The sequence below is a fragment of the Paenibacillus sp. FSL H8-0315 genome, assembly GCF_038005365.1.
Taxonomy (GTDB): Bacteria; Bacillota; Bacilli; order Paenibacillales; family Paenibacillaceae; genus Paenibacillus_AQ; species Paenibacillus_AQ odorifer.
Genome location: NZ_JBBOTA010000001.1, coordinates 46509 through 66060, shown reverse-complemented (window position 1 = coordinate 66060; position 19552 = coordinate 46509). Strand labels below are relative to the sequence as shown.

18 protein-coding genes are annotated in these 19552 nt (G+C 43.3%); 3 read left to right on the top strand and 15 right to left on the bottom strand.

Going from position 1 to position 19552, the window contains the following annotated elements:
- Positions 1-3: 3 nt before the first annotated feature.
- A complete protein-coding gene (gene nikB / locus MHB56_RS00135) occupies positions 4-942 on the bottom strand; it encodes a nickel ABC transporter permease (protein ID WP_254857073.1) in 939 nt (312 codons plus the stop codon).
- A 239-nt stretch (positions 943-1181) separates the two neighbouring features.
- Between nikB and MHB56_RS00130 the strand changes: the two genes are divergently transcribed.
- Complete coding sequence (locus MHB56_RS00130; RefSeq protein ID WP_339167900.1) at positions 1182-1862, top strand: hypothetical protein; 681 nt, start codon at positions 1182-1184, stop codon at positions 1860-1862.
- A gap of 137 nt (positions 1863-1999) precedes the next feature.
- Here MHB56_RS00130 and MHB56_RS00125 read toward each other — a convergent pair whose 3' ends face one another.
- The 9 genes from MHB56_RS00125 to MHB56_RS00085 form a co-directional block, all read right to left on the bottom strand.
- The gene (locus MHB56_RS00125; RefSeq protein ID WP_341143109.1) at positions 2000-5296 is read right to left on the bottom strand and encodes a chitinase N-terminal domain-containing protein; all 3297 of its coding nucleotides are present in this window, start codon (positions 5294-5296) and stop codon (positions 2000-2002) included.
- Between the two features lie 351 nt (positions 5297-5647).
- The gene (locus tag MHB56_RS00120) at positions 5648-7570 is read right to left on the bottom strand and encodes an AraC family transcriptional regulator (RefSeq protein WP_341143108.1); all 1923 of its coding nucleotides are present in this window, start codon (positions 7568-7570) and stop codon (positions 5648-5650) included.
- Positions 7571-7703: 133 nt separating this feature from the next.
- The gene (locus MHB56_RS00115; RefSeq protein ID WP_341143107.1) at positions 7704-8651 is read right to left on the bottom strand and encodes an ABC transporter substrate-binding protein; all 948 of its coding nucleotides are present in this window, start codon (positions 8649-8651) and stop codon (positions 7704-7706) included.
- A gap of 25 nt (positions 8652-8676) precedes the next feature.
- Positions 8677-9726 (bottom strand): NAD(P)/FAD-dependent oxidoreductase, encoded by a 1050-nt coding sequence (locus tag MHB56_RS00110; RefSeq protein WP_076130518.1) that lies wholly within the window; start codon positions 9724-9726, stop codon positions 8677-8679.
- 25 nt (positions 9727-9751) lie between these two features.
- Positions 9752-11062, bottom strand: coding sequence for an NtaA/DmoA family FMN-dependent monooxygenase (locus MHB56_RS00105; protein ID WP_076190294.1), 1311 nt, complete (start codon positions 11060-11062; stop codon positions 9752-9754).
- Between the two features lie 208 nt (positions 11063-11270).
- The gene (locus MHB56_RS00100) at positions 11271-12068 is read right to left on the bottom strand and encodes an AraC family transcriptional regulator (RefSeq protein WP_341143106.1); all 798 of its coding nucleotides are present in this window, start codon (positions 12066-12068) and stop codon (positions 11271-11273) included.
- Between the two features lie 154 nt (positions 12069-12222).
- Entirely contained in the window at positions 12223-12507 is a 285-nt protein-coding gene (locus MHB56_RS00095) for a HesB/YadR/YfhF family protein (protein ID WP_076099150.1), read from the bottom strand.
- 23 nt (positions 12508-12530) lie between these two features.
- On the bottom strand, positions 12531-12890 hold the full coding sequence (locus MHB56_RS00090; protein ID WP_076184918.1) for a HesB/IscA family protein: 360 nt from the start codon (positions 12888-12890) through the stop codon (positions 12531-12533).
- 18 nt (positions 12891-12908) lie between these two features.
- The gene (locus MHB56_RS00085) at positions 12909-14312 is read right to left on the bottom strand and encodes an MFS transporter (protein ID WP_339281043.1); all 1404 of its coding nucleotides are present in this window, start codon (positions 14310-14312) and stop codon (positions 12909-12911) included.
- A 166-nt stretch (positions 14313-14478) separates the two neighbouring features.
- Here MHB56_RS00085 and MHB56_RS00080 point away from each other — a divergent pair, with 166 nt between their 5' ends.
- Entirely contained in the window at positions 14479-15129 is a 651-nt protein-coding gene (locus tag MHB56_RS00080) for a helix-turn-helix transcriptional regulator (RefSeq protein WP_076302946.1), read from the top strand.
- A gap of 194 nt (positions 15130-15323) precedes the next feature.
- Here the strand turns inward: MHB56_RS00080 and MHB56_RS00075 are convergent, their stop codons facing one another.
- From MHB56_RS00075 to MHB56_RS00060, 4 genes are all read right to left on the bottom strand, one after another.
- Positions 15324-15839, bottom strand: coding sequence for a nuclear transport factor 2 family protein (locus MHB56_RS00075; RefSeq protein ID WP_076184923.1), 516 nt, complete (start codon positions 15837-15839; stop codon positions 15324-15326).
- A 65-nt stretch (positions 15840-15904) separates the two neighbouring features.
- Positions 15905-16915 (bottom strand): LLM class flavin-dependent oxidoreductase, encoded by a 1011-nt coding sequence (locus MHB56_RS00070; protein WP_076190296.1) that lies wholly within the window; start codon positions 16913-16915, stop codon positions 15905-15907.
- Between the two features lie 205 nt (positions 16916-17120).
- Positions 17121-17297, bottom strand: a complete 177-nt coding sequence (locus tag MHB56_RS00065) for a hypothetical protein (protein WP_175617337.1) — start codon at positions 17295-17297, stop codon at positions 17121-17123.
- A gap of 207 nt (positions 17298-17504) precedes the next feature.
- On the bottom strand, positions 17505-18140 hold the full coding sequence (locus MHB56_RS00060; RefSeq protein ID WP_339281042.1) for a TetR/AcrR family transcriptional regulator: 636 nt from the start codon (positions 18138-18140) through the stop codon (positions 17505-17507).
- Positions 18141-18692: 552 nt separating this feature from the next.
- Between MHB56_RS00060 and MHB56_RS29795 the strand changes: the two genes are divergently transcribed.
- Positions 18693-19220, top strand: coding sequence for a DUF1036 domain-containing protein (locus MHB56_RS29795; RefSeq protein ID WP_076302945.1), 528 nt, complete (start codon positions 18693-18695; stop codon positions 19218-19220).
- A gap of 135 nt (positions 19221-19355) precedes the next feature.
- On the opposite strand, the gene MHB56_RS00050 is transcribed toward MHB56_RS29795, so the two are convergent.
- Entirely contained in the window at positions 19356-19550 is a 195-nt protein-coding gene (locus MHB56_RS00050; protein WP_076184928.1) for a hypothetical protein, read from the bottom strand.
- Positions 19551-19552: the final 2 nt, after the last annotated feature.

Here is a 19552-nt window from a genome sequence, read left to right as displayed (position 1 = left end):
TCGTCACCGCAGCCTGATTCGCGGATCCAGCAGCAGATGTAATAAATCCACTGTCAAGTTAATCAGGACAACGACAACAGCCATCCATAATACGTAACCCTGAATGACAATATAGTCTTTCGCAAAAATCGCCTCAATGGCATACTTACCAATTCCCGGCCAAGAAAATATAGTTTCAACAATAACGGAACCGCCTAATAGCCCCGCTATGTTAACCCCAAGGAGGGTAAGACTCGGAAGAAGCGCATTACGAAGTGCATGCCGAATGATTATTCTCCATTCCTGCAGCCCCTTAGCTCTAGCTGCTGTGATGTAACGCTTGCCCAAAACGTCTAGGAGACTGGAACGAATCAAGCGGATGTAGACTCCTGCCATACCAAATCCTAGTGTGAGGGCAGGTAGAATGACACTGGATACCTCATCCATTCCCATCACAGGAAATAGCTTAAACTTCACCGCACCATAATAAATCAGAAGCAGACTTAGCCAGTATCCTGGCATTGAAACACTGAGCATTGCACATACTCTTCCCAGTCGATCAAGCATTCTACCTGGATATAATGCAGACCCCACTCCTATCGGCAGGGCAATAAGAATAGCGGACAATACGGAACAGGCACTGAGCAGTAAAGTTGCCGGAAAACGACTCATCAGCTCTGTGAACACTGGACGACCGCTGCTGTAAGATAAGCCAAAATCGAGATGGGATACCCGGTTCAACCAGTGAAAATATTGCTTATGTACAGGACCATCCAGACCAAGTGTATGTCTGGTCGCCTCAATAGCTTCCTGCGTAGGTTTGATGCCGTCAGCACGCAGCATGATCTCCGCTGGATCACCTGGTGTTAAATGCATCAGCGCAAAGGTAATGCAAGAGATGCCGAGCAGCACGGGGATGAGCTGCAATAAGCGTTGCAACAAGTATCGATTGATGGCATTCAACTCCAAAATCTTAATCGTAATAATTACGATTATAGCATAATCTTTTTAAATTAATAGTCTTAAATTGATTTATTTTATGTAGGACATAAAAAAATCAACCCCTATTAAATGAGTTGATCTTTAAACATTTGGTCTCTGCACAGTCGCAACTATTTTTCACAATAATATTGTCAAATCCTTAGGAATCATGTCATTATAAGTAGGTTCATATTAAAAATAACAATAAAGGAAGTGTGTATTTGAGTCGGTTCAATCTAGTCCTCATCTATGTTTTATCCATCATGATAGCTTTTCTTTTAGGGATTTACGTGGCCCCTAGCGTTGAAACACGCTTCAATGGGCAGACTGTGGCAAGTAATCCCGTTATCGAAGAAATACCGCCTAGTACCTTAGATAAAGCTGCTATTGCTGCTGAATCCAACACTACTGGATCCAATCCTACTGAATCTTCCCCTTCCCCTTCCCCGGAAGCCGTTGTCTTGGAAGATATGCCTTCGGATGATGATACTGGACCCGTCGGTGATGACTCTGAAGATCTGTCAGTAGCAGATACCCCATCCGGGCAAGGGATTGGTGCGCCATTAGAATTCAAGTATAGTACGAACTCTGCCGATGCTGTTAAGCTTACTTGGGAAGCTGACAACTTAACTGGAAAAAGGATCAATTATTACACAGCCCACATCAGCACGTTTAATCCAGTAGGCGATCCTTCCAATGATCAGCTGAACGGCAAGAGCAGCTTTTCACTTAAATATGTGGGGCCGGTTGAGCCCAATGATACTTTATTTATTTTCAGTGATTTTACATATCAGAATACAATACATACGATTATTATTGACCAGCTCACACTTCAATATGATGATGGTACTATCGAGACCTTCGACTATGGTTACGAAACTACCGATGATAGCGGCCTATAATCCACATGATTTGCAGCCCTGGTGCGAACCAGGGCTTTTTGCGAGGCACAATTGAACTCATGGTAATGTAAAAAACGAAGAGTGGCCTGGAATCCGGCGCTCTTCGTTTTTTACTTTTATTGTTACTGTCAGTCTGTTTAGCGGATGACCGTTACCTTGATCGTATCACTGGCAGTCACTCCCGCCGCGTTGACCAGCTCCGCCCGATATTCGTACACACCGGCAGTGCGTCCGCTGATAGTGGTTGCTGCACTTTGTGCCGAAGGCGTATGGGCATTCAGCGGCTGCGAGTCGATGAGCTCCCCGTTCTCATACAGGCGGTATTCTGTAGCGTTAGTCCCCCACCACAGATTCATCGACACCTTATAGGTGCCATCTCCGTCCCAGTTATCTTCGGATAGTATCGGCTTGCCCGGCGCGGAGTCACTTATGGTGACCGTAAGCGGATCGCTCTTGGTCGTGCCATATTTGTTGATTAACTCCGCAGTGTAAACATAAGTGCCGTTCACCTTACCATGAAGATCTGTACTTGCCGTCTGGGCAGCCGGCGATACATCTTTCAGTGTCTTGGAATCAATCAGTGTGCCGTTCTCATAGAGTTTGTAACTCGTGCCGTTATTACCCCACCATAGGTTCATGGTGACTGTATAGTTACCATCACTAAGTCCATTAGCATAGCTGCTGTTGGAGGATAGCACAGCTTGTCCTGGCTTACCAGTCGCAATCACCTGGCCGCCAATAACCTGAAACGTATTGTTCTTTTCAGTCGTATTGCCGGCCGCGTCATGCACGATGTATTTCACGGTGTGGGGGCCGGCGCCTAAATCGGCGGCGCTCAGGGTCTGGCCTTCGGCAATCGGTCTTCCATCTAATAGAAGCTGTTTCGAGGTTACACCTGACAATACATCGTCAGCAGTCAATTCAAAGGAAAGCTGCGCTCCTTCTTCTACATCTCTCACCTCATGACCGGATTCTTTCAGTTCGGCAACCGGTGGAGCCGTATCAATATTGAGGTTCAGCGTCTTTAGATCTTCCGCTTTGCCTTTTGCCGGCACAGCATGGTATGTCAATGTATGCCGCCCGTCTTCCTTCAGGTCCACAGGTGTACTGTACTCAGCTTCCTTGTTGCCGTTCAGCGAGTAATAAACATTAGCTGTATCTGTATTCGCCTTCAGGGTAACGGTGACTGGCTGGTTAAACCAGCCGGAAGCATTAGGCTCGGCAGAAAGCGTCGCCGTTGTTACCGGAGCTCCCTCTTCTGCTGCTGCGGCGAAGTCATCGAGGCTTCTCGGCTTGAGCTGGTAGATGCCTTTAAAAATTGCGGCAACACCTGTAATATTAAGTTTCTGTCCCTCTGTATAAGGGAAGATATCCTTAGTAATGCCTGTCCGGGCATCCACGCGCACATGATTGCTTGTCCCGTCGGCATTGACGGCGTCGAATTCAAAGGAGCCGCTTGGCGTAGCGTTGATAATGTTCGCCACGGTCACACCGTTCAGTTGAACCAATTGGCCTTGGTTGGCATCATTCACCATGCTCGCCGCAATCGGCTGCGGTAGTGTCGCCGTGCCCGTCTTCGCAATTTGCACTGCTTCTGTCAGCTCCAGCTCTGTGTTGTACAATGCGGTGGACGCTGTTACCTTGACCTTATCGCCCACGTGGAAGCCGCTCTGACTCTGAAAGACATAAACCCCACCGGTTCCATCTTGGAGATAGAAGGACTGTCCGCCGAAGATACCCGGCTCAGTCGTCACGGTCCCCTCCACCGTTACCAGTGATCCGGCTGCCTTAGCCCGGGAGTCGCTGATAGAGATTGTAGCCGGAATGGGATCTTCCTCAGCCGGAAGCGGTTCAGCAGGAACATTGCCCAGCGTCACCGATTCAGTCTTGAGGTTTGTACTGTTCTGGCGAAGGCGCAGATTGGATGCAGCTGTGGTGCCCGGCTTGATCTGGATCGTCAGATCCTTATAGGCATGACCGTTCAGATCACCTGTCAGATTGAATGAGGAGCTATAGCCGTAGCTGCTTGGCCAGGTACCGTCGCTGTTCTGAATCTTGGCGATTTGGGCGCCGCTGCTTACCTGGTAGACACCTACCTGGAAGCCGGATACGCTTGTGCCTGCAGGAAGATTATCTGCACTCACCCGAATCTGAAAATTCTGTGCATTTGGCAGCACAGCCTGGTGCGTGAAGTTATAAACCGCACTTGCAGTGGCTGCCGGTCCGCCGTAGGAGCCTGCTTTGAAGGTGCTGTGATCATACCATTTGTAGCCAGCATTAGGTTGAGCCCAAGGCTCCGGCTGCGGCTCAGTGGACAGCGCCGGCTCCTCGAATGGCAGCAGTGTTGTCGGCTGATCTAGCGTCAGGCCATTCACCTGGGTGAAATCCGTATAGCTCTCCTGCTCGGCGAGCCAGTTCACGGTGTTAACCAGCAGTGTGGCATCGTCCACTTCCTTGAAGCCATCGTAAGTTGTTTTCTTGGCGCCGGTATCTTCGCGCAGGTATTTAGGTGTTGCATCCTCTACAGGAGATGAGTCACCGATGAAGGCTGCCTTGCCGGCGCCTTTTTTAGCAACTGCCACATAGGGACCTTCTGCCACACCGCCGCCGTTATAGACCCCCTGGTCTACGGCATTGGCCCAGGCAGCATTGGTTTGCGGCAGGTAGACGATACCTTTCGCACGGGCTGGGTCTAGAATGGCCAGCGTTGAACCGGCATGCATAGCTACCGCTGATACGCCCGTTGTAATGCCGAAGGCTTGATCGGGAGCCACGACGTTGGTTGCGTTAATGTCGCCAAGCGCATTGTAGCGGAAACGGACACCGAACTCGTCCGCCAGCCAGTCAGAGCTAACCACACCCTGCATGGCTGAAGAAGCGACCTCATCGGCATTCATGCCTTTGGCTGGATTGTCCCACGCTCCACGGCGGTAGCCGTTGAAAGCTTCTGAACCATCCCAGCGGTTTTTGTTGCGGTCGGCGTTATAATGGTCGCCGATGAAGAAAATACTGCCGCCATCCTCCACATATTCCGCCATCGCAAGCTGCTCGCTTGCTTTGTAGGGCACGTTGGATTCGGCGACGATGTAGACATCATAATCGGAAAGATCACTCAAAGTAATTGGAGTCGTCTTGCGGAGTTCTTTGACATAATAGCCTTCCTGGGCAAGGGCATTCCCAAAGTCTGAAAAAGCGCCGTCAATCACCCAATCGGCTGCTCCCGCAGTCTGCTCATGGGTGTTGTCGAACAGGATCTTCTGGCCTGCATGCTCATTGACGACTTTGGCCTCAATGTACGGCGCAGGATCGTTTGGTCCTTCTGCGAATACCGCCGAACCGGCTCCGAACGTGAACAGCTGAAGTGGTACGGCCACCGCCACAGCTAGAGTGCTGTTCATCAGCCTCTTTTTCCAAACTGAATTCTTCTCCTTCATACCCTTCCTCCTCAAGATATAGTCCGGTGAGTAATTACCATAAATACCCACCTGCTAGACATCTACTATCCTATCTCAAAACAATTAAAAAAAAGATAGATTTATGTAAACTGCTGTAAAAATTATACTTTTGGCCTATAAAACGGGTCGAATATAGAAAGGGTATTATGAAAAAAGTCACAGTTGCTGAGGCTTATGATGAAGGATTGGACTATCGGGATATTAGCAAAAAAAAACGAAACGGATAAATGCTCCGTTTCGCTCTCTTCCTATGTCGCCGCTGGCAGTTTCTGCTTGTTGTCCTGGTATCAATATTCCAGAAACATCAGTGGCTTAAGTATATCTATTAAACTATTTACTAGTGCCAAGTAACAAATTCACAATCGTATCAAGCTGAAGCTCTAATGAAAAAGGATCTTCCATTACGAATTCATCATGATAATTATCACCATACAAATAAACTTTGCCATTTTTCACTGCAGGGATGCCTTTCCATATGTTACTTTCCATTGCTTTATTGGTAGCATCCGCATCGCCATTATAAACAAAAACATAATCACCTAAATATTCTGGAAGCACTTCTAATGAAATCGATTCAAATCCCTCCGCCATATTTTTTGCACTTTCTGTTGGAGGCAGCTGAAGCATATTATATATAGTGGAAGAACCATAGTTTCCTCCCTTTGCCGCTAAGACGTATACCGCCTTTTGTGAAAACTGAACAATCGAAACGGTTTCCTCTTCCTTGATAACCCCGGCAAGTTTAGACTTTGCTTCAGCTACTTTCTGTTCATATTCCGTAATCCATTCTTCTGCTTCTTTTTCTTTTCCGAATATTTTGCTTACACTCCTAAATTTATCAAGCGGCCCTGCTGTTTTTAACCCCTCCCAATAAGGCAGAAATACAGTGGTCCCAATTTTCTCATATTGTTCTATGTTCTCATCGATCGAACCGATAATTAAGTCCGGATCTAGCATCGTTAATTTTTCCAGATTTAAAGGGAAATCCCCTAAATCCTCAATTTTCTCGATCGTTTCTTTGGGTATGTCCGCTTTTTCCATCCAGCCTTCATCCAGCATAAACGTTCTTGCTCCGATGGGTACAATTCCTAATTTCAATAAATGCCCCATATATTGGTCAGCCGCCACTCTTTTCGGCTCTGCTGGTACTTCCACATCTCCCTTAGGCGTTGATACTATTCGAGTGTTCGTACTTTCTTCTGATGTTGCTTGATTTACGGTTCCATTTCCATTACTTTGTTCCTTCGTAGCAGTACCCGTCCCACTTGAGCAAGCACCTAATAATAGAGAACCGCAAAGCAGTAAAGCGGCCGTCGTCTGAGATTTTGTCATTTTAAACATATGTAATTCCCCTTTTTCCGTATTATGATAATGATTATCATTATTAATATACTGTTGAACGATGGGTTCAAAAATAGAGGATGTGGGGAAGTTTAATGGACTTTCAGCAACTTTTGGCCGCTGTGACTCTTTTGTTCTAAAATGTGCAGGGGATACACCTTTTCTTTTCTTGAAAATTCGGCTGAAATAATATACGTCTTTATAACCAACGCTTGCTGATATTTCACCGACCGAAGCATCTGTTGTTATTAGAAGCTCTGTTGCAAGTTCAAGCCGAAACCGAATTAAGTAATCAATCGGACTCATACCTGTGTACTCTTTAAACAAGGATGACAAATGATAAGCACTGAAATTAAATACTTCCGCAAGAGAATCTAATGTAATTGGCTCCGCATAGTACTCCTGAATGTAGGTGATTACTTGGACTGCAACACTGGTCTGTTTCACCTCAGTCTCTTTTCTATGTAATTCTTTTAAAACCTGATGAATGAATTGATAAAAAAGTGATTTTACGTTGAGTCTCTCTTCTTGCTCGTTCCATTTTAGATACATCAATTGCATTTTGTTATAAAGTAAAATGGGTGCATCAGGGGAAAAACAATATTGTGATTGGAACAGATCCTCCTCTTGAATCCATGCACGGTAATAAATGATATAGTAAACAAAATTCTTACTTGTCGGAACAATATTAAGTATCGCCCCTTTCCCGCTATGCAGGACTTGAAATCCTGTAAAAGAAAATTCAGAGTGATCTAACTGAACTTGAGCGCTCCCTTGTACCGAAAGTAAAAATATACTGGCAGGAATCTTGTACTTATGAAGAATTTCGCCTTGAACCCGTTCAATATGGCGCACATCCAATAACTTGACCGTCGCTTGGTCCCAAAGCAATATTTGATTGCTTTTGTGCATAATGACTACCCCTCCGTTATCTGTCTAATACTCATCATAAATGATAACCATTATCAATAATAGTCAAGATATTTAACTTAATAACAAAAATCCGATTGCCCTAAAAGGTGCAATCGGATTTTTTAATATAAATTTATTGTTCAGACGCCAATTGCAGAAAATGATCTGCAGCCAAACGGACAGCCAGGATACTTGCGCTATTAAGTGAGTTATCAAAGATAAGAACATGATTATTTTTCACTGCTTCCAGTGAGTTCCACACGTTCGAAGTTTCCTTGTCCTTGATGGCTGCCTTTGCGATATCCATATCATGCTGGATAATAATATAATCAGGATTCATGCTGTATATCCCTTCCAGAGAAAGGGCCCCTCCCTCTTCAGGATATCCCTTCGGTGGCAACAACCCAAAGCCTACTGTTTGATTGTAGTACATTGTGTTTTTAGAGCCTTGAGCATTAAAATTAGCTTTTCCGTCGACCCGTAGTAAAGCAAAGGTTTTATTCTCAAGACTACTTAGCTGTTCTTTTGTTTTTGCGATCATTTCTTGGGTTTCCTTAATGGTTTGTTCCGCTAATGTCTCTTTACCAACAATCTGAGCACACAGCATCGTCGTTTTTTCCCAGGTATCGGTGTAGTCAATTAAGATGACTGGTGCAATTTTATTCAACTCTTCATAATTGCTATCAATAGAACCCTTGAAGGTTACAATCACATCAGGCTTTGCATCCATGATCATTTCCAGATTCGCATTGCTGCTGCCCAAATCAATAATTTCAGCAGTTCCAGCGTAAGGCTGTAAAGTAGCAAAATCCTTCATCGCTTCCGCTGCGTTAGTTGATGCGATTGGAGGCGTATCAAGAGCAAAAAAGTAATCTAAATACAAGGGATGCAGAACCGCTATACGCTCAGGTCGTGTCTTGAGCACCACTCCATTGTCGCTGGCATCCGCAATTGTTCTTGGCCATCCTGCTTCTTCGATCTTGCCAACTTCTGGTGTAGGCGTGACTGAAGTTTCGGAACACCCAGCCAGTAATCCTACTAGTATAATTAAGGATGTAATCCATCCATATAGTCTTTTCATTTGGCTCCCCCTTGAGTTGTTATCATTACTGTCTGTATAAATGCTTCATTAAATCACGGTTTTTCTGCGTGAACAGGTCATTATGTGAAGACACCATCCCGGACGAATTTGCCTCCGGTGTGATGTATTGTTTGGCTTGGTTTACCGCATTGGCAGCATCCTGGAATGCCCCCGCGATCAGGTGCAGTTTCCCCTCATGATGTAGAACATCCCCTGCCGCATAAATACCCGGCACGGATGTCCCGCTCATTACTGATCCTGAAATCCGGTGTTCCCACAGATCCATTTTAATTTCACTGTTCACCAGCAGTTCTTTGTCGCGCTCATAACCGTGATTAATGATGACCTCATCGACAGACAGCTCAAATCCCTCTCCGTTGTCATTACTTTTTAGCAGTACAGTCCCTATTCTTTCGTGATCCGGTGTGGCAATCAACTTTTCGATTGAAGTATTTAACAAGCACTCTACGCCATTGTTTGCCAAGCGTGAAATATCGGCTTCATGCCCCTTTAAGTTCTCTTTCCGGTACGTCAGAAACACCTTTTTGGCAATCGGAGCCAGTTCATTCGCCCAGTCTACAGCAGAATGGCCGCCTCCCGATATTAGGACAGTCTTCTCTTTAAAGCGGGCAAGTGACTTCACCGTATAATGCAAATTTGTGATTTCGAATCTTTCGGCACCCTTGATTTCGAGCTTGACAGGCTTCAAAATGCCTCCTCCAATGGCCAATATGACAGTTTTAGTGAAATGCTTCCGGTTTGCGGCTGTGTGTAAAATAAAGTAACCTGCTTCATCTTGCGAGATGGATGTGACCTTTTCATTAAAGGCAACCTCCGGTTGGAAAGTCATCCCTTGACCAACCATTTGTTCAATAAGCTGCGAGCCAAGAATAGGCTGTAAGCCTCCCACGTCCCAGATCATCTTTTCCGGATAGACATGCACTTTGCCGCCAAGCACAGGTTGGAATTCTATAATTTTGGTTTTCATTTCACGGAGTCCGCTATAAAATGCAGCAAATAATCCAGCCGGACCGCCGCCAATAATCGTAACATCAAACAATTCCTCTTCATGCATCGTTCAATCGCCTCATTTCTCTTTTTTAAATCCCTAAATGCTCACGGAAAGTGCTACCCGTATATTCGCTCCGGAATAAGTCTCTTTCAACCAGCTGCGGTACCAACTTCTCAAAAAACAGCTCCATAGATTGTTCCGAACCGCCTGGCAGGGCGATGAAGCCATCTATAGCCCCCGCTTCAAACCGTTCAATAATATCGTTCAGCACATCCTCGACTGTCCCGACAGATACCCAATGTGCAGATCCGACAACCTCCGGCCTGTCCAAGATTTCTTTCACTGTAGGCTGATTTTTAATAATATACCGCCGTAACAACTCAGCATGAGTCCGGCTGCGGACGGCCTGACTGGAATCGGGTAACATATCGGCAGTTACTCGCTTATCTAAGGGATAACCGCTTAAATCAAGACCCAGCACCGATTTAAGCGAAGCATGTCTGCGTTCAAGGCTTAAATTCGCATGTGCAGCCTTATGTAATTCAAGTGCTTCTTCGCGCGTATCGGCCAGGAAAAAATATAAGCCCGGCAAAACTTTGATAGCATCCGGATCACGGCCCTGCTCAGCCGCTCTTCTTCTCAGATCATTCCTTAGTTCCACTCCCGATTCGATATCCGGCATTGCGGCAAAAATAGCATCAGCTACAGATGAGGCGAAATTCCGTCCAATATCCGAAGCCCCAGCTTGGAATAGCGGCGGCGTTCCTGACTTGTGAGCAGGCAAAGTAAGCGGCCCTTTTACACTGAAAAATTCCCCGGAATGATTAATGGCAGTCACTTTATCCTTATCCGAAAACATACCTGTCTGACGGTCGATAACAATCGCTTCATTCGGAAAACTCTCCCAAAGCTTGCATACAACATCCGTGAACTCCATAGCCATGGCATATCTCTCTTCCGGTGACGGCATGGGTGAGGCGCTGAAATTATCGGCGCCTTCAATAGAAGTGACAATATTCCAGCCGGCGCGTCCATTGCTCAGCCAGTGTAAGGACTGCAGCTGCCTTGCAACAACATACGGCGGATTAAAAGTAGTGGAAATCGTCGTTACCAGTCCGATCCGCTCGGTTTCACGAGCTATCGCTGCAAAAAACAATGCAGGGTCTGGGCTGCCGAAATTTGAGGAATCTCCTAACATCTGTGGGCTAACATACAGATAATCAGCTCTGAAAAGAAAATCGAGCTTTGAATTCTCAGCCATTTTTGCCAAATCAATATAGTAATCAATAGACTCCATCTTTTCAACTCTGCTATCCAGGTGCCGCCAGCCGTCTCCTTTCATCCAGGTTGCATTTAAGGACAGGCCAATACATAATTGTCTGGGTCTTTTTTCTGTCATATCTACCAGCCTTTCATTTATAAATCAATTTACTGATAATGATTCTCAGTTACAAAGGTGAGTTTATCAAAAATTTAAATAAATTCAAATGTACAAATCTCAAATCCAGCATGCATCATTATTTAATCTAAATAAAAAAAGTCTGCACTTCTGGCTTATCACCAGTAGCTGCAGACGTAGTTCAAGTACAAGAAGCTCATTATGTACATTATTTATAGGCAGAGGGAGAAACACCGAATTTCTTTTTGAATAATCGGCTGAAATATAGTGGATTGTCATAACCGACACGGTCAGCAATCTCGCGGATAGGAAAATTACCTGCTTTGAGTAATTCACAGGCCCGTTCCAAACGATAATTAACGACATAGTCGATGGGTCGTAGTCCCGTATATTTATGAAAGAGGTAAGAGAAGCGGTTGGCACTCATTGCATGCAGTTCCGCTAACTCACCGAGTGTAAGTGAATTCATATAATGAAGTTTAATATACGCAAGGGCTTCGTCTACCATTCTTTGATTCGGAGAACGATCGTTCTCTCTGTAACTGCACGCAATCAGAACCTGGTGCATCAGGCTTAAGAACAACTCCTTGATACGCAGCTTCCCAATTTCTCCGGATGGATGGGCATTCTGATGGAGCATAATTAGTAATTCAATAATTTTTAGATTCGCTCCCGGCTCCAGCTTGAAATGAGAGTCAAATTCGTGAGTACTATTCATTTCTTCCGGCATATCCAATTTATAAAAAAGGGAGTAATACTCGAGCTCAGATTGTCCTATAACCTGCGAATCCATCTGCATGCCCGGAGCAGCATGAAAAACTGATCCTGGCCGTAATTCATATACCGTTCCATTCACACGTATTCTGGCTCCTCCGCGAATGATAAATAGAAATCCATGCTTAACGGTGGTGAATTCACTTAATAAGCTTTTGGGCTGGATGACTAAGCGGCTTCTATCTTCTATTTCATAGACACCTTTAGTAAATGCCTTTGCTAATTTGTCCAAATTTATCAATGCTCTGCACCTGCTTCCTAGCACCATGCTTCTTTTAAAATCAGATCCAATTCTGATATTTATTTAAAACAGTATAGACAATAGTATGCGAAATTGCTAGAAGTGTAGTAGATATTCTACTGTAAATTGCAACCCAAGAAGATGCTCAGGAGATTTTGGTTGAAAATATGCCGTTTTCATTACAATCAATTTGAAGAAGTTCATCCTGTAAAATCCAAACATCAGTTTTTTCAACAAAGAAATGAAATCCGCCAATGGATTGAACCCATGCGGGATCGATCGGTGTAGCACTTGCATTAATTCCAACAGTGAAAGCATCAGAGCCTCCACCGGCATATTTTGCATAAATTCTTACATATTGCCCCTCTTCCAAACCCCATTCATTCTTAAATGAATCCAATGCTTTTTCGGATACTGCAAATGATATCATTCCTCTTCTCTCCTTCCTGCTGTTTAATCACATTTTTTTATTTCGCCACGATAATTGGCCATTCTGAAACTGGCTCCGCATCCACATGAAGCTTTTGCATTAGGGTTATTCATAGTGAATCCGCCTACCATTCCACTCTCTTCATAGTCAATTTCAAGACCGTCAATATATGGAATACTATTCGGGTGAACCAATATACTAAAATCTTGTTTATTTAATATAATATCCTCTTCTGCTTGCTGCTCATCCACGACTAGGGTATAGGATAGTCCACTGCATCCTCCTTCATCAACACCCACTCTTAGAAATGGATTTCGGATATTCGCACTTGATAAGATTTCGGCGATTTTTTCTGATGCTTTGTCACTGACCTCGATGAACATTGTGAACTCCTCCTTCGTTTATTTGTTTTTCAAACCTAAAGATTGGATACCCGTTCCTATTTGTTCAGCTACTGGTGAGATCCGAGTGCTCGCAAATAAACTCATTACAATCAACAAGAGATGGAAACCCATTGCTACAATTAATCCGGATTGGAGTGACATTCCGCCAGCCTGACAAACCACAAGGATGGAACCGCCGATCCCGATAACTACACCGGGTGTAAAAGAATCCGCAAATTGCAGATTAGCCGAGGTGTTGCCGACACCTCCTTCTCCTGTCTGAGAAAACGCCACAACACCGCTAATCGGATGCGCCAATCCAATGCCGATTCCAGCGATGATCTGTCCAATAACTGCTACGGTAACGGTCACAACGGGTATCCAAAATACGATAGTAATCCCTATGGCAAGCAGCAATACACCCAGAATAATTCGCGTATGCCGTCCACGGCCCTGATCTGCCGAATCCCACCGTCCTTGCAGATACGCTATGACGCACCAACTCAACGCAGCACTCGCTACAATCAATCCGGCCTGAGAAGGCGTTATTCCTTTCACATCGATTAGAGCCAATACCAAGAAATTCTGTGTGCTGGTATAGGCAGCGAAGAACAGCCCACGTGTTGCCAGAATAGCTGGCATGCCTCTTCTAAGCGTAAGAGTTCCCTTCGGTAGCAGTTTGCGGAGCGGAAATATCATAAGTACTAAGCCGATAATGACTAAAACAAATCCCATAATGCTCGGAAGCATGCTTAGACCAACTAAGAAAATCCCTGTACCCATCGTTAACAGTAACGCATTCCAGGTTGATGAAGCTCCGATATCCCCTTGCGTCTTCGGTGTTTTTAATTTCGTGAACGCAGGTAAACTAAGCAGTGCTGAAATCATCAGGATCGGTAATATTCCCCAGAAAACAAACCGCCAGGACCACTGATCTGCAATAAGACCTGCAACGTAAGGACCGAGCATGGACGGAAGAACATAGGCCGTACCAAATGCTCCGAGTATTTTGGCGCGTAATTCATCCGGGTAGCTTAAGGATATTGCTGTGTACACACAAGTCATCATAGCTCCGGCACCCAAACCCTGCATGGCCCGTGATCCTATCATGGTATACATATCGCCTGATGTTGCGGCAGCAATCAACCCAACGATAAACAAAAGAAGTGCGATAGTGAACGGTACTGCAGGTCCTCTTCTATCTATGATTCGACCGACGACCAGAGTCCCGATAATCTGCGCAAGCAGATACGTACTGAATATCCAGCCAAACAGGCTAAGGCCGTTCAAATCTCTAGCAATTGAAGGGGCAATGGTGGTTACGGACAGGCCTTCGAATCCAACGGCCATCACTGACAGAATAATACCTATGGATAGTGCAAAATAACGTGGGCTGAAAATACTTTGATGATTAGACGACATGAAATGTGACCTCCAAGAAAATTGGTATGTATACATCGTATCCGGAAACTTAGTAAACATTTTTGTTTATAATGTCTAAGCTACAGTCCAGCTTTGACTTTGTCAACATTTTTGTTTAAAATGTAGTCTGTGATGTAGATTTAGTTGTTTCAGTAGGAGGTGCAACGTGAGCCGAAATCAAACCAAAAAGGATGTCTCAACCAAGACCCGAAGAGCGATCATTGATTTGTTAAAGCAACAAGGGGGAATGGATGTTATGGCACTCTCCTCCCAGTTTTCGCTATCTGGAATGGCTATTCGTCAACATTTGAATGCGCTGAAAGAAGAAGGGCTGGTTACTAATATAGAAGAGTCCCGTCCCATGGGGCGGCCCACCAAGCTATGGATCTTAACCCCCGCGGCCGATCGGTTTTTTCCAAGCGGATATTCGGATTTATCCGTCAGTCTGATCCATTCCATGAAAGAAGCTTTCGGAAATGAGGGGCTGGACAAGCTGCTGGCTGTTCGAAATAAGAATATGCAAGAACAATATCTTCAGCATCTTGGTGATACAGCAGACGTTAGAGAGAAGCTGGAGAAACTGGCCGAGATTCGAACAAATGAAGGGTATATGGCCGAGGTTAAGGAGCAGGATGATGGCAGTCTTTTATTCATTGAGAAACATTGCCCGATCTGTGAAGCTGCTGCTGTATGTACCGGGTTATGCAAAAATGAGTTACATCTATTTAAAACTGTTCTAGGTAATAATGTTCATATTGAACGGGGGGAGTACATATTAGCGGGAGGAAGAAACTGTGTTTATACGGTTAGACTCTGACAATTTCTGTGGCACTTTCCAAACCCTTCCATTTCACACATGAGCATCCAATGACTAGCGATATGAACCATTATCATAATATTCATTACAAATAAATAACAACCCACAGCCAAGATTTATAATAAATATGATCTTGGCTGTGGGTTGTTATATTTTAGCTTTTACCCTCTAATGGTTTATAACGCAGGAATACTTCATTCAATCCAAGGCTTACGAACCCAACCATCTGTCCATTCAGACGCTTGAGTTATAGCACCGCTTAATTTTTTGAAGTACCACTTTCCATTTACCTTAACGAAATGATCAACATAGTTCCCGGTCATTACTACTGCGTCTTCTTGGGATCTGTCATTTTTATTAATAATGGTAGCAAGACAGTTCAAATAAAACTTTCCAGTAGCACTATTCCCATCAGAAGCTATTACGATTTCTGGTGACGTTATATAATGTACGACCCATACAATATCCTTAGAAGCTGCAACGAAATGCTTCTTTATCTCATCATGGCCTGTTGCCTCGCCACCAATACCAGTAACTAACCAATGTCCATCTGGTATGAATAATGAGGCGATTCCATCCGGGTCATAATGGTTATCACAATAACGTGCGTACTGATACTTTAACTGTTTGATTGCTTCAATATCTTCTAACCGAGCTATTCTTTGTTCTAAGCTTAGATTATCGTTTAATGATTCATTTAAATTCAACATTTTCGACTTCCCCTTCAATGATAAATTTGATAGTTGTGCTCCGTTTTTCTAATCCTTAATAAAAATTATAATTCTTTCAAATTAAAAGCTCGCGCCAGCAGTTCAATAGATTTAACTCTATTATTAGCTCCTGAGATATTTGGCAGAATAGTTACTTCGTTCACTCCATATTTTTTTGCAAGATTCTCAATTTGTTCCTTAACATGATTTACATCACCAACTACAACGCGATTGCGATTACGATGAATAGTTTCTTTCTCAAATGAACTGTATGAATAGATCTTTGCAGTTTCAATTGAAGGGTAAGAATTTGGAGTTTGTGCAGACTCAGCTTTCAAAAGCCATAAATCAAATGCTTTTGCGAGCTCTTCTGCCTCTTCATTTGTTTCTGCGATTACAGCAAATACAGCAATCATTACATGAGGTTCTTTAAACAATTTGGATGGTTTAAAGTTTTCTCGATAGTGATTTATTGCTCTTATCCCTTCTCCATAAGGATTAATAAAATGAGCAAACGTATATGCAGCGCCATTATCAGCAGCTATTTTGGCACTTCCTCCTCCCCCACCCAAGACCCACATTTCTGGAGTTGTAGAAATATCAGGCGTAGTGAACAAATCTTTGAAACGATGTTCTTCTGGAAAATCATTCGTTAAGAAACTTTTTAGATCCATAACTTGTTGCTCATAGGAAAGTGGTCTAGTTTTCTCTTCATTAAGTGCGTGAGTGACTAATCTATTTGCTCCGGGAGCTCTTCCTATACCTAAGTCAATACGATTAGGGTACAGAGCCTCTAGCATCCGGAAGTTTTCAGCCACTTTATACGAGCTATAATGAGGAAGCATCACTCCTCCAGAACCGATTCTTATGTGATTTGTTGAAGCCGCAAGATGCATCATGAGCAGTTCAGGAGTACTTCCTGCTAAGGACTGCATTTGGTGATGCTCTGATACCCAAAATCTCTTATATCCAAGTTGATCCGCTCTTTTTGCCAACTCCGTTGTCTGAATCAATGCTTCTTGTGCATCGTAATTTTCGTCCACTGGCGAATAGTCCAATATGTTTATTGAAATCATGTTTCTCAAAGGGCTCCTTTTATAAGGGAATATTTATTATCCTCGTATTGAACAATTAGTTGGCGTATTTATTTTGAAAACACCCATATATTTGCATGCGCATGCATATAAAAGGTTAATATGATTATCCTGTTATTTATGTTTACTAGTTTTCTAAATTAGAATGTTTTGCTTTACTTTGAGATTTTAATCCATAGTTCCGACCTTACACCACCCTATTCATTTTTTTCGCCACAGGTACCCAACCTTCGATAAAAAATAGTTTCTCCCAAGCAATATCTCCTTCATTCCCATCCATCACCTTCTTCACCCAATGCGGTTCCACAATAAATTCCCGACCCATGGCAACAAGAGTAATCCCACTGTTTAGGATGTCTAGCATTCTTCTGGACTATGAATAAAACCTACTGCCACTAGGGGAAGACGATCACCGTGTAAAGTACTCAAACGCTCAGTAAATAGTTTTTCATCCTAAGGTCTCCATAAAGACCCCCGGTTGGCGTTGCTTAGAGAACAAATAACCATTTCTAGAACGTGTTCTAAATTTAAAGCAAAAATCCATAGTTGTCAAATAACTATTTCCAAAAATTTATTCGTACAAAGCTCTATACGCCTCTGTAACTATACTATTCAAATAAATCCTTAAGATTTTTTGAACATTCTTTTGTAGGTCATAGCTCCCATCTGTCAGGCACCACTCGAAGATGAGTCCTTTAACTAAAGTGCAAATATCATTAGCAGCTTCATGTATATCTACATCTGGCGATATAAATTCCTGTTCTTGCCCATGTTTTATGGCAATGATCGACTTTTCAAAAAATGGAACCTTGTGGATTTCATCTGGGGAATGTTTATCACGTGTATTTAAGCTTTTATTTTTAGTGGAATAGTAATTTGATAAAAATTCAATACCCATCTCCATACAATAAGAAATGTAAATATGATAAATTTGAGCGATGTTCTTTTTCACATCATCATCAAACAGAATCTCGTTTTCATCCATGTACTTTTCGTACCCGTATGCTAAATAATAGGTCAAAAGATCATCTTTGTTTTTAAAATGATGATAAAACGTACCTGTAGATACGTTGGCTTCTTTGCATACATTACGAACCGTTAAATAGTCGTATTCATATTCTTTCAGCATCCTGATGGCTGCATTATGTATATTTTCTTTGACTTGTTGCGATTTTAACTGACGTTCAGTTAGTACCTTTTTCTTCATTGTAAAACTCCCCCCCTGATCAAACCAATACATTCAGAATTCTTATATCAGCCATTTTACTTGATACTCTTAATGTTGTACATGTCATTGGAAATAAGTCAGCCTTGGAACAGGTCTGCGGAGTTCGACCAGAAATCTAAGTAAAGTTTTGCCTAGTGTGTATACCAGTTCACGCATTTCTTCACTATGATATTTCATCGACACATAGGGGAGCGTCTGTATGACAAATGCTGGGATTAATTTAACTATTAGTCAGAGCAAATACTCATTACAACCCTGCAGGTGTTATGTTTCTGATATATACATCCACATATGCTTTTTGACTCGGACCAAACAGAACAGATCTACGTCCTCTGACGAATTAATAAGTTCGATCGATAAAATAGGATGACATAGATAAAGGACGGCACGCGAGAGGTCTCTTCTTAATTTATCTACCCTGGCTCTTCACATGAGCAACCCAATCGATTCGAAATTGTTTTCTTAATGTCCATTCCTTTCTTCTATTAAACTGCATACTTTATTCTATCAAAAAGAAAGGAGCTGAATGCAATGGGACTTAGTTTTCGTAATAGTACCAGTGTAACCATATATGTTGCCTTCGCATATTACTCCTCTGCAAGCTGTAATAAGGGCTCTATCCCCTTAATACCTTGGCCCAGCTGGTATGAAGCGGTAGGTTGGTACACAATTAATCCAGGTCAAACGGTAGAGGTATTGAATGGGGCAGTCAACAATCGTGAGATATATTACTATGCCGAATCTGCAGATAGGCGTCTTGTATGGTCAGGTGTTAACTATCTTACTCTACCGCAAAATGCTTTCAAACTTTGTGGTGGCGCAGGTTACTGTGCTGCTCCGCTTTGTAGAAGGCTTGGATTGAGAAAAATCAGTATTGGTAACTACAGAAATTACACGGTTAATATTGTATCCACTAGTATTCAAAGTCAATCTAAGTTTTTAAATGTCAACACGGCAGTTCCTGGTAAAAGGAAAAATGTTGGCCGGAGTACCTCTCCTATTAAAGGTCATCGAGTTGTACAACCTGCTGCAGGCAGGAAATCTATCTCGAAACATTAGGCGGAAAAAAGTAGAAACAGTCTTGGACTTTCGTATTCAGTCCAAGACTGTTTCAACTTCTCTCATATACAAAACTTCAAGATACAAACCCCCAGCCTCTTCCTTACCGGAAGAAGGTTGAGTTACTGATTATCACTAAAGATAAGGGTTCCTTGTTAACCCTGCTGCCGGTATTATGCGTTCTTCTGCTGCTGTCCTGCTGCTACCCTCTTTCTTTTGTAGTACAATCGTGAATTCACCTATGCCCGGAACGTAGATACGTGCTGCAGAATGCTCTTTGTCCATACTCGACAATAGGATCATAATTTCTTCTGCCGATGTTATTTTCATCG

What these genes read in the sequence shown, in the direction of transcription:
- MHB56_RS00125 (WP_341143109.1), bottom strand. Translation starts at nt 5,296, where the DNA reads ATGAAGGAGAAGAATTCAGTTTGGAAAAAGAGGCTGATGAACAGCACT.
- MHB56_RS00120 (WP_341143108.1), bottom strand. Translation starts at nt 7,570, where the DNA reads ATGCACAAAAGCAATCAAATATTGCTTTGGGACCAAGCGACGGTCAAG.
- MHB56_RS00115 (WP_341143107.1), bottom strand. Translation starts at nt 8,651, where the DNA reads ATGAAAAGACTATATGGATGGATTACATCCTTAATTATACTAGTAGGA.
- MHB56_RS00110 (WP_076130518.1), bottom strand. Translation starts at nt 9,726, where the DNA reads ATGCATGAAGAGGAATTGTTTGATGTTACGATTATTGGCGGCGGTCCG.
- MHB56_RS00105 (WP_076190294.1), bottom strand. Translation starts at nt 11,062, where the DNA reads ATGACAGAAAAAAGACCCAGACAATTATGTATTGGCCTGTCCTTAAAT.
- MHB56_RS00095 (WP_076099150.1), bottom strand. Translation starts at nt 12,507, where the DNA reads ATGATATCATTTGCAGTATCCGAAAAAGCATTGGATTCATTTAAGAAT.
- MHB56_RS00090 (WP_076184918.1), bottom strand. Translation starts at nt 12,890, where the DNA reads ATGTTCATCGAGGTCAGTGACAAAGCATCAGAAAAAATCGCCGAAATC.
- MHB56_RS00085 (WP_339281043.1), bottom strand. Translation starts at nt 14,312, where the DNA reads ATGTCGTCTAATCATCAAAGTATTTTCAGCCCACGTTATTTTGCACTA.
- MHB56_RS00075 (WP_076184923.1), bottom strand. Translation starts at nt 15,839, where the DNA reads ATGTTGAATTTAAATGAATCATTAAACGATAATCTAAGCTTAGAACAA.
- MHB56_RS00070 (WP_076190296.1), bottom strand. Translation starts at nt 16,915, where the DNA reads ATGATTTCAATAAACATATTGGACTATTCGCCAGTGGACGAAAATTAC.
- MHB56_RS00065 (WP_175617337.1), bottom strand. Translation starts at nt 17,297, where the DNA reads ATGCTAGACATCCTAAACAGTGGGATTACTCTTGTTGCCATGGGTCGG.
- MHB56_RS00060 (WP_339281042.1), bottom strand. Translation starts at nt 18,140, where the DNA reads ATGAAGAAAAAGGTACTAACTGAACGTCAGTTAAAATCGCAACAAGTC.
- MHB56_RS29795 (WP_076302945.1), top strand. Translation starts at nt 18,693, where the DNA reads ATGGGACTTAGTTTTCGTAATAGTACCAGTGTAACCATATATGTTGCC.
- MHB56_RS00050 (WP_076184928.1), bottom strand. Translation starts at nt 19,550, where the DNA reads ATGAAAATAACATCGGCAGAAGAAATTATGATCCTATTGTCGAGTATG.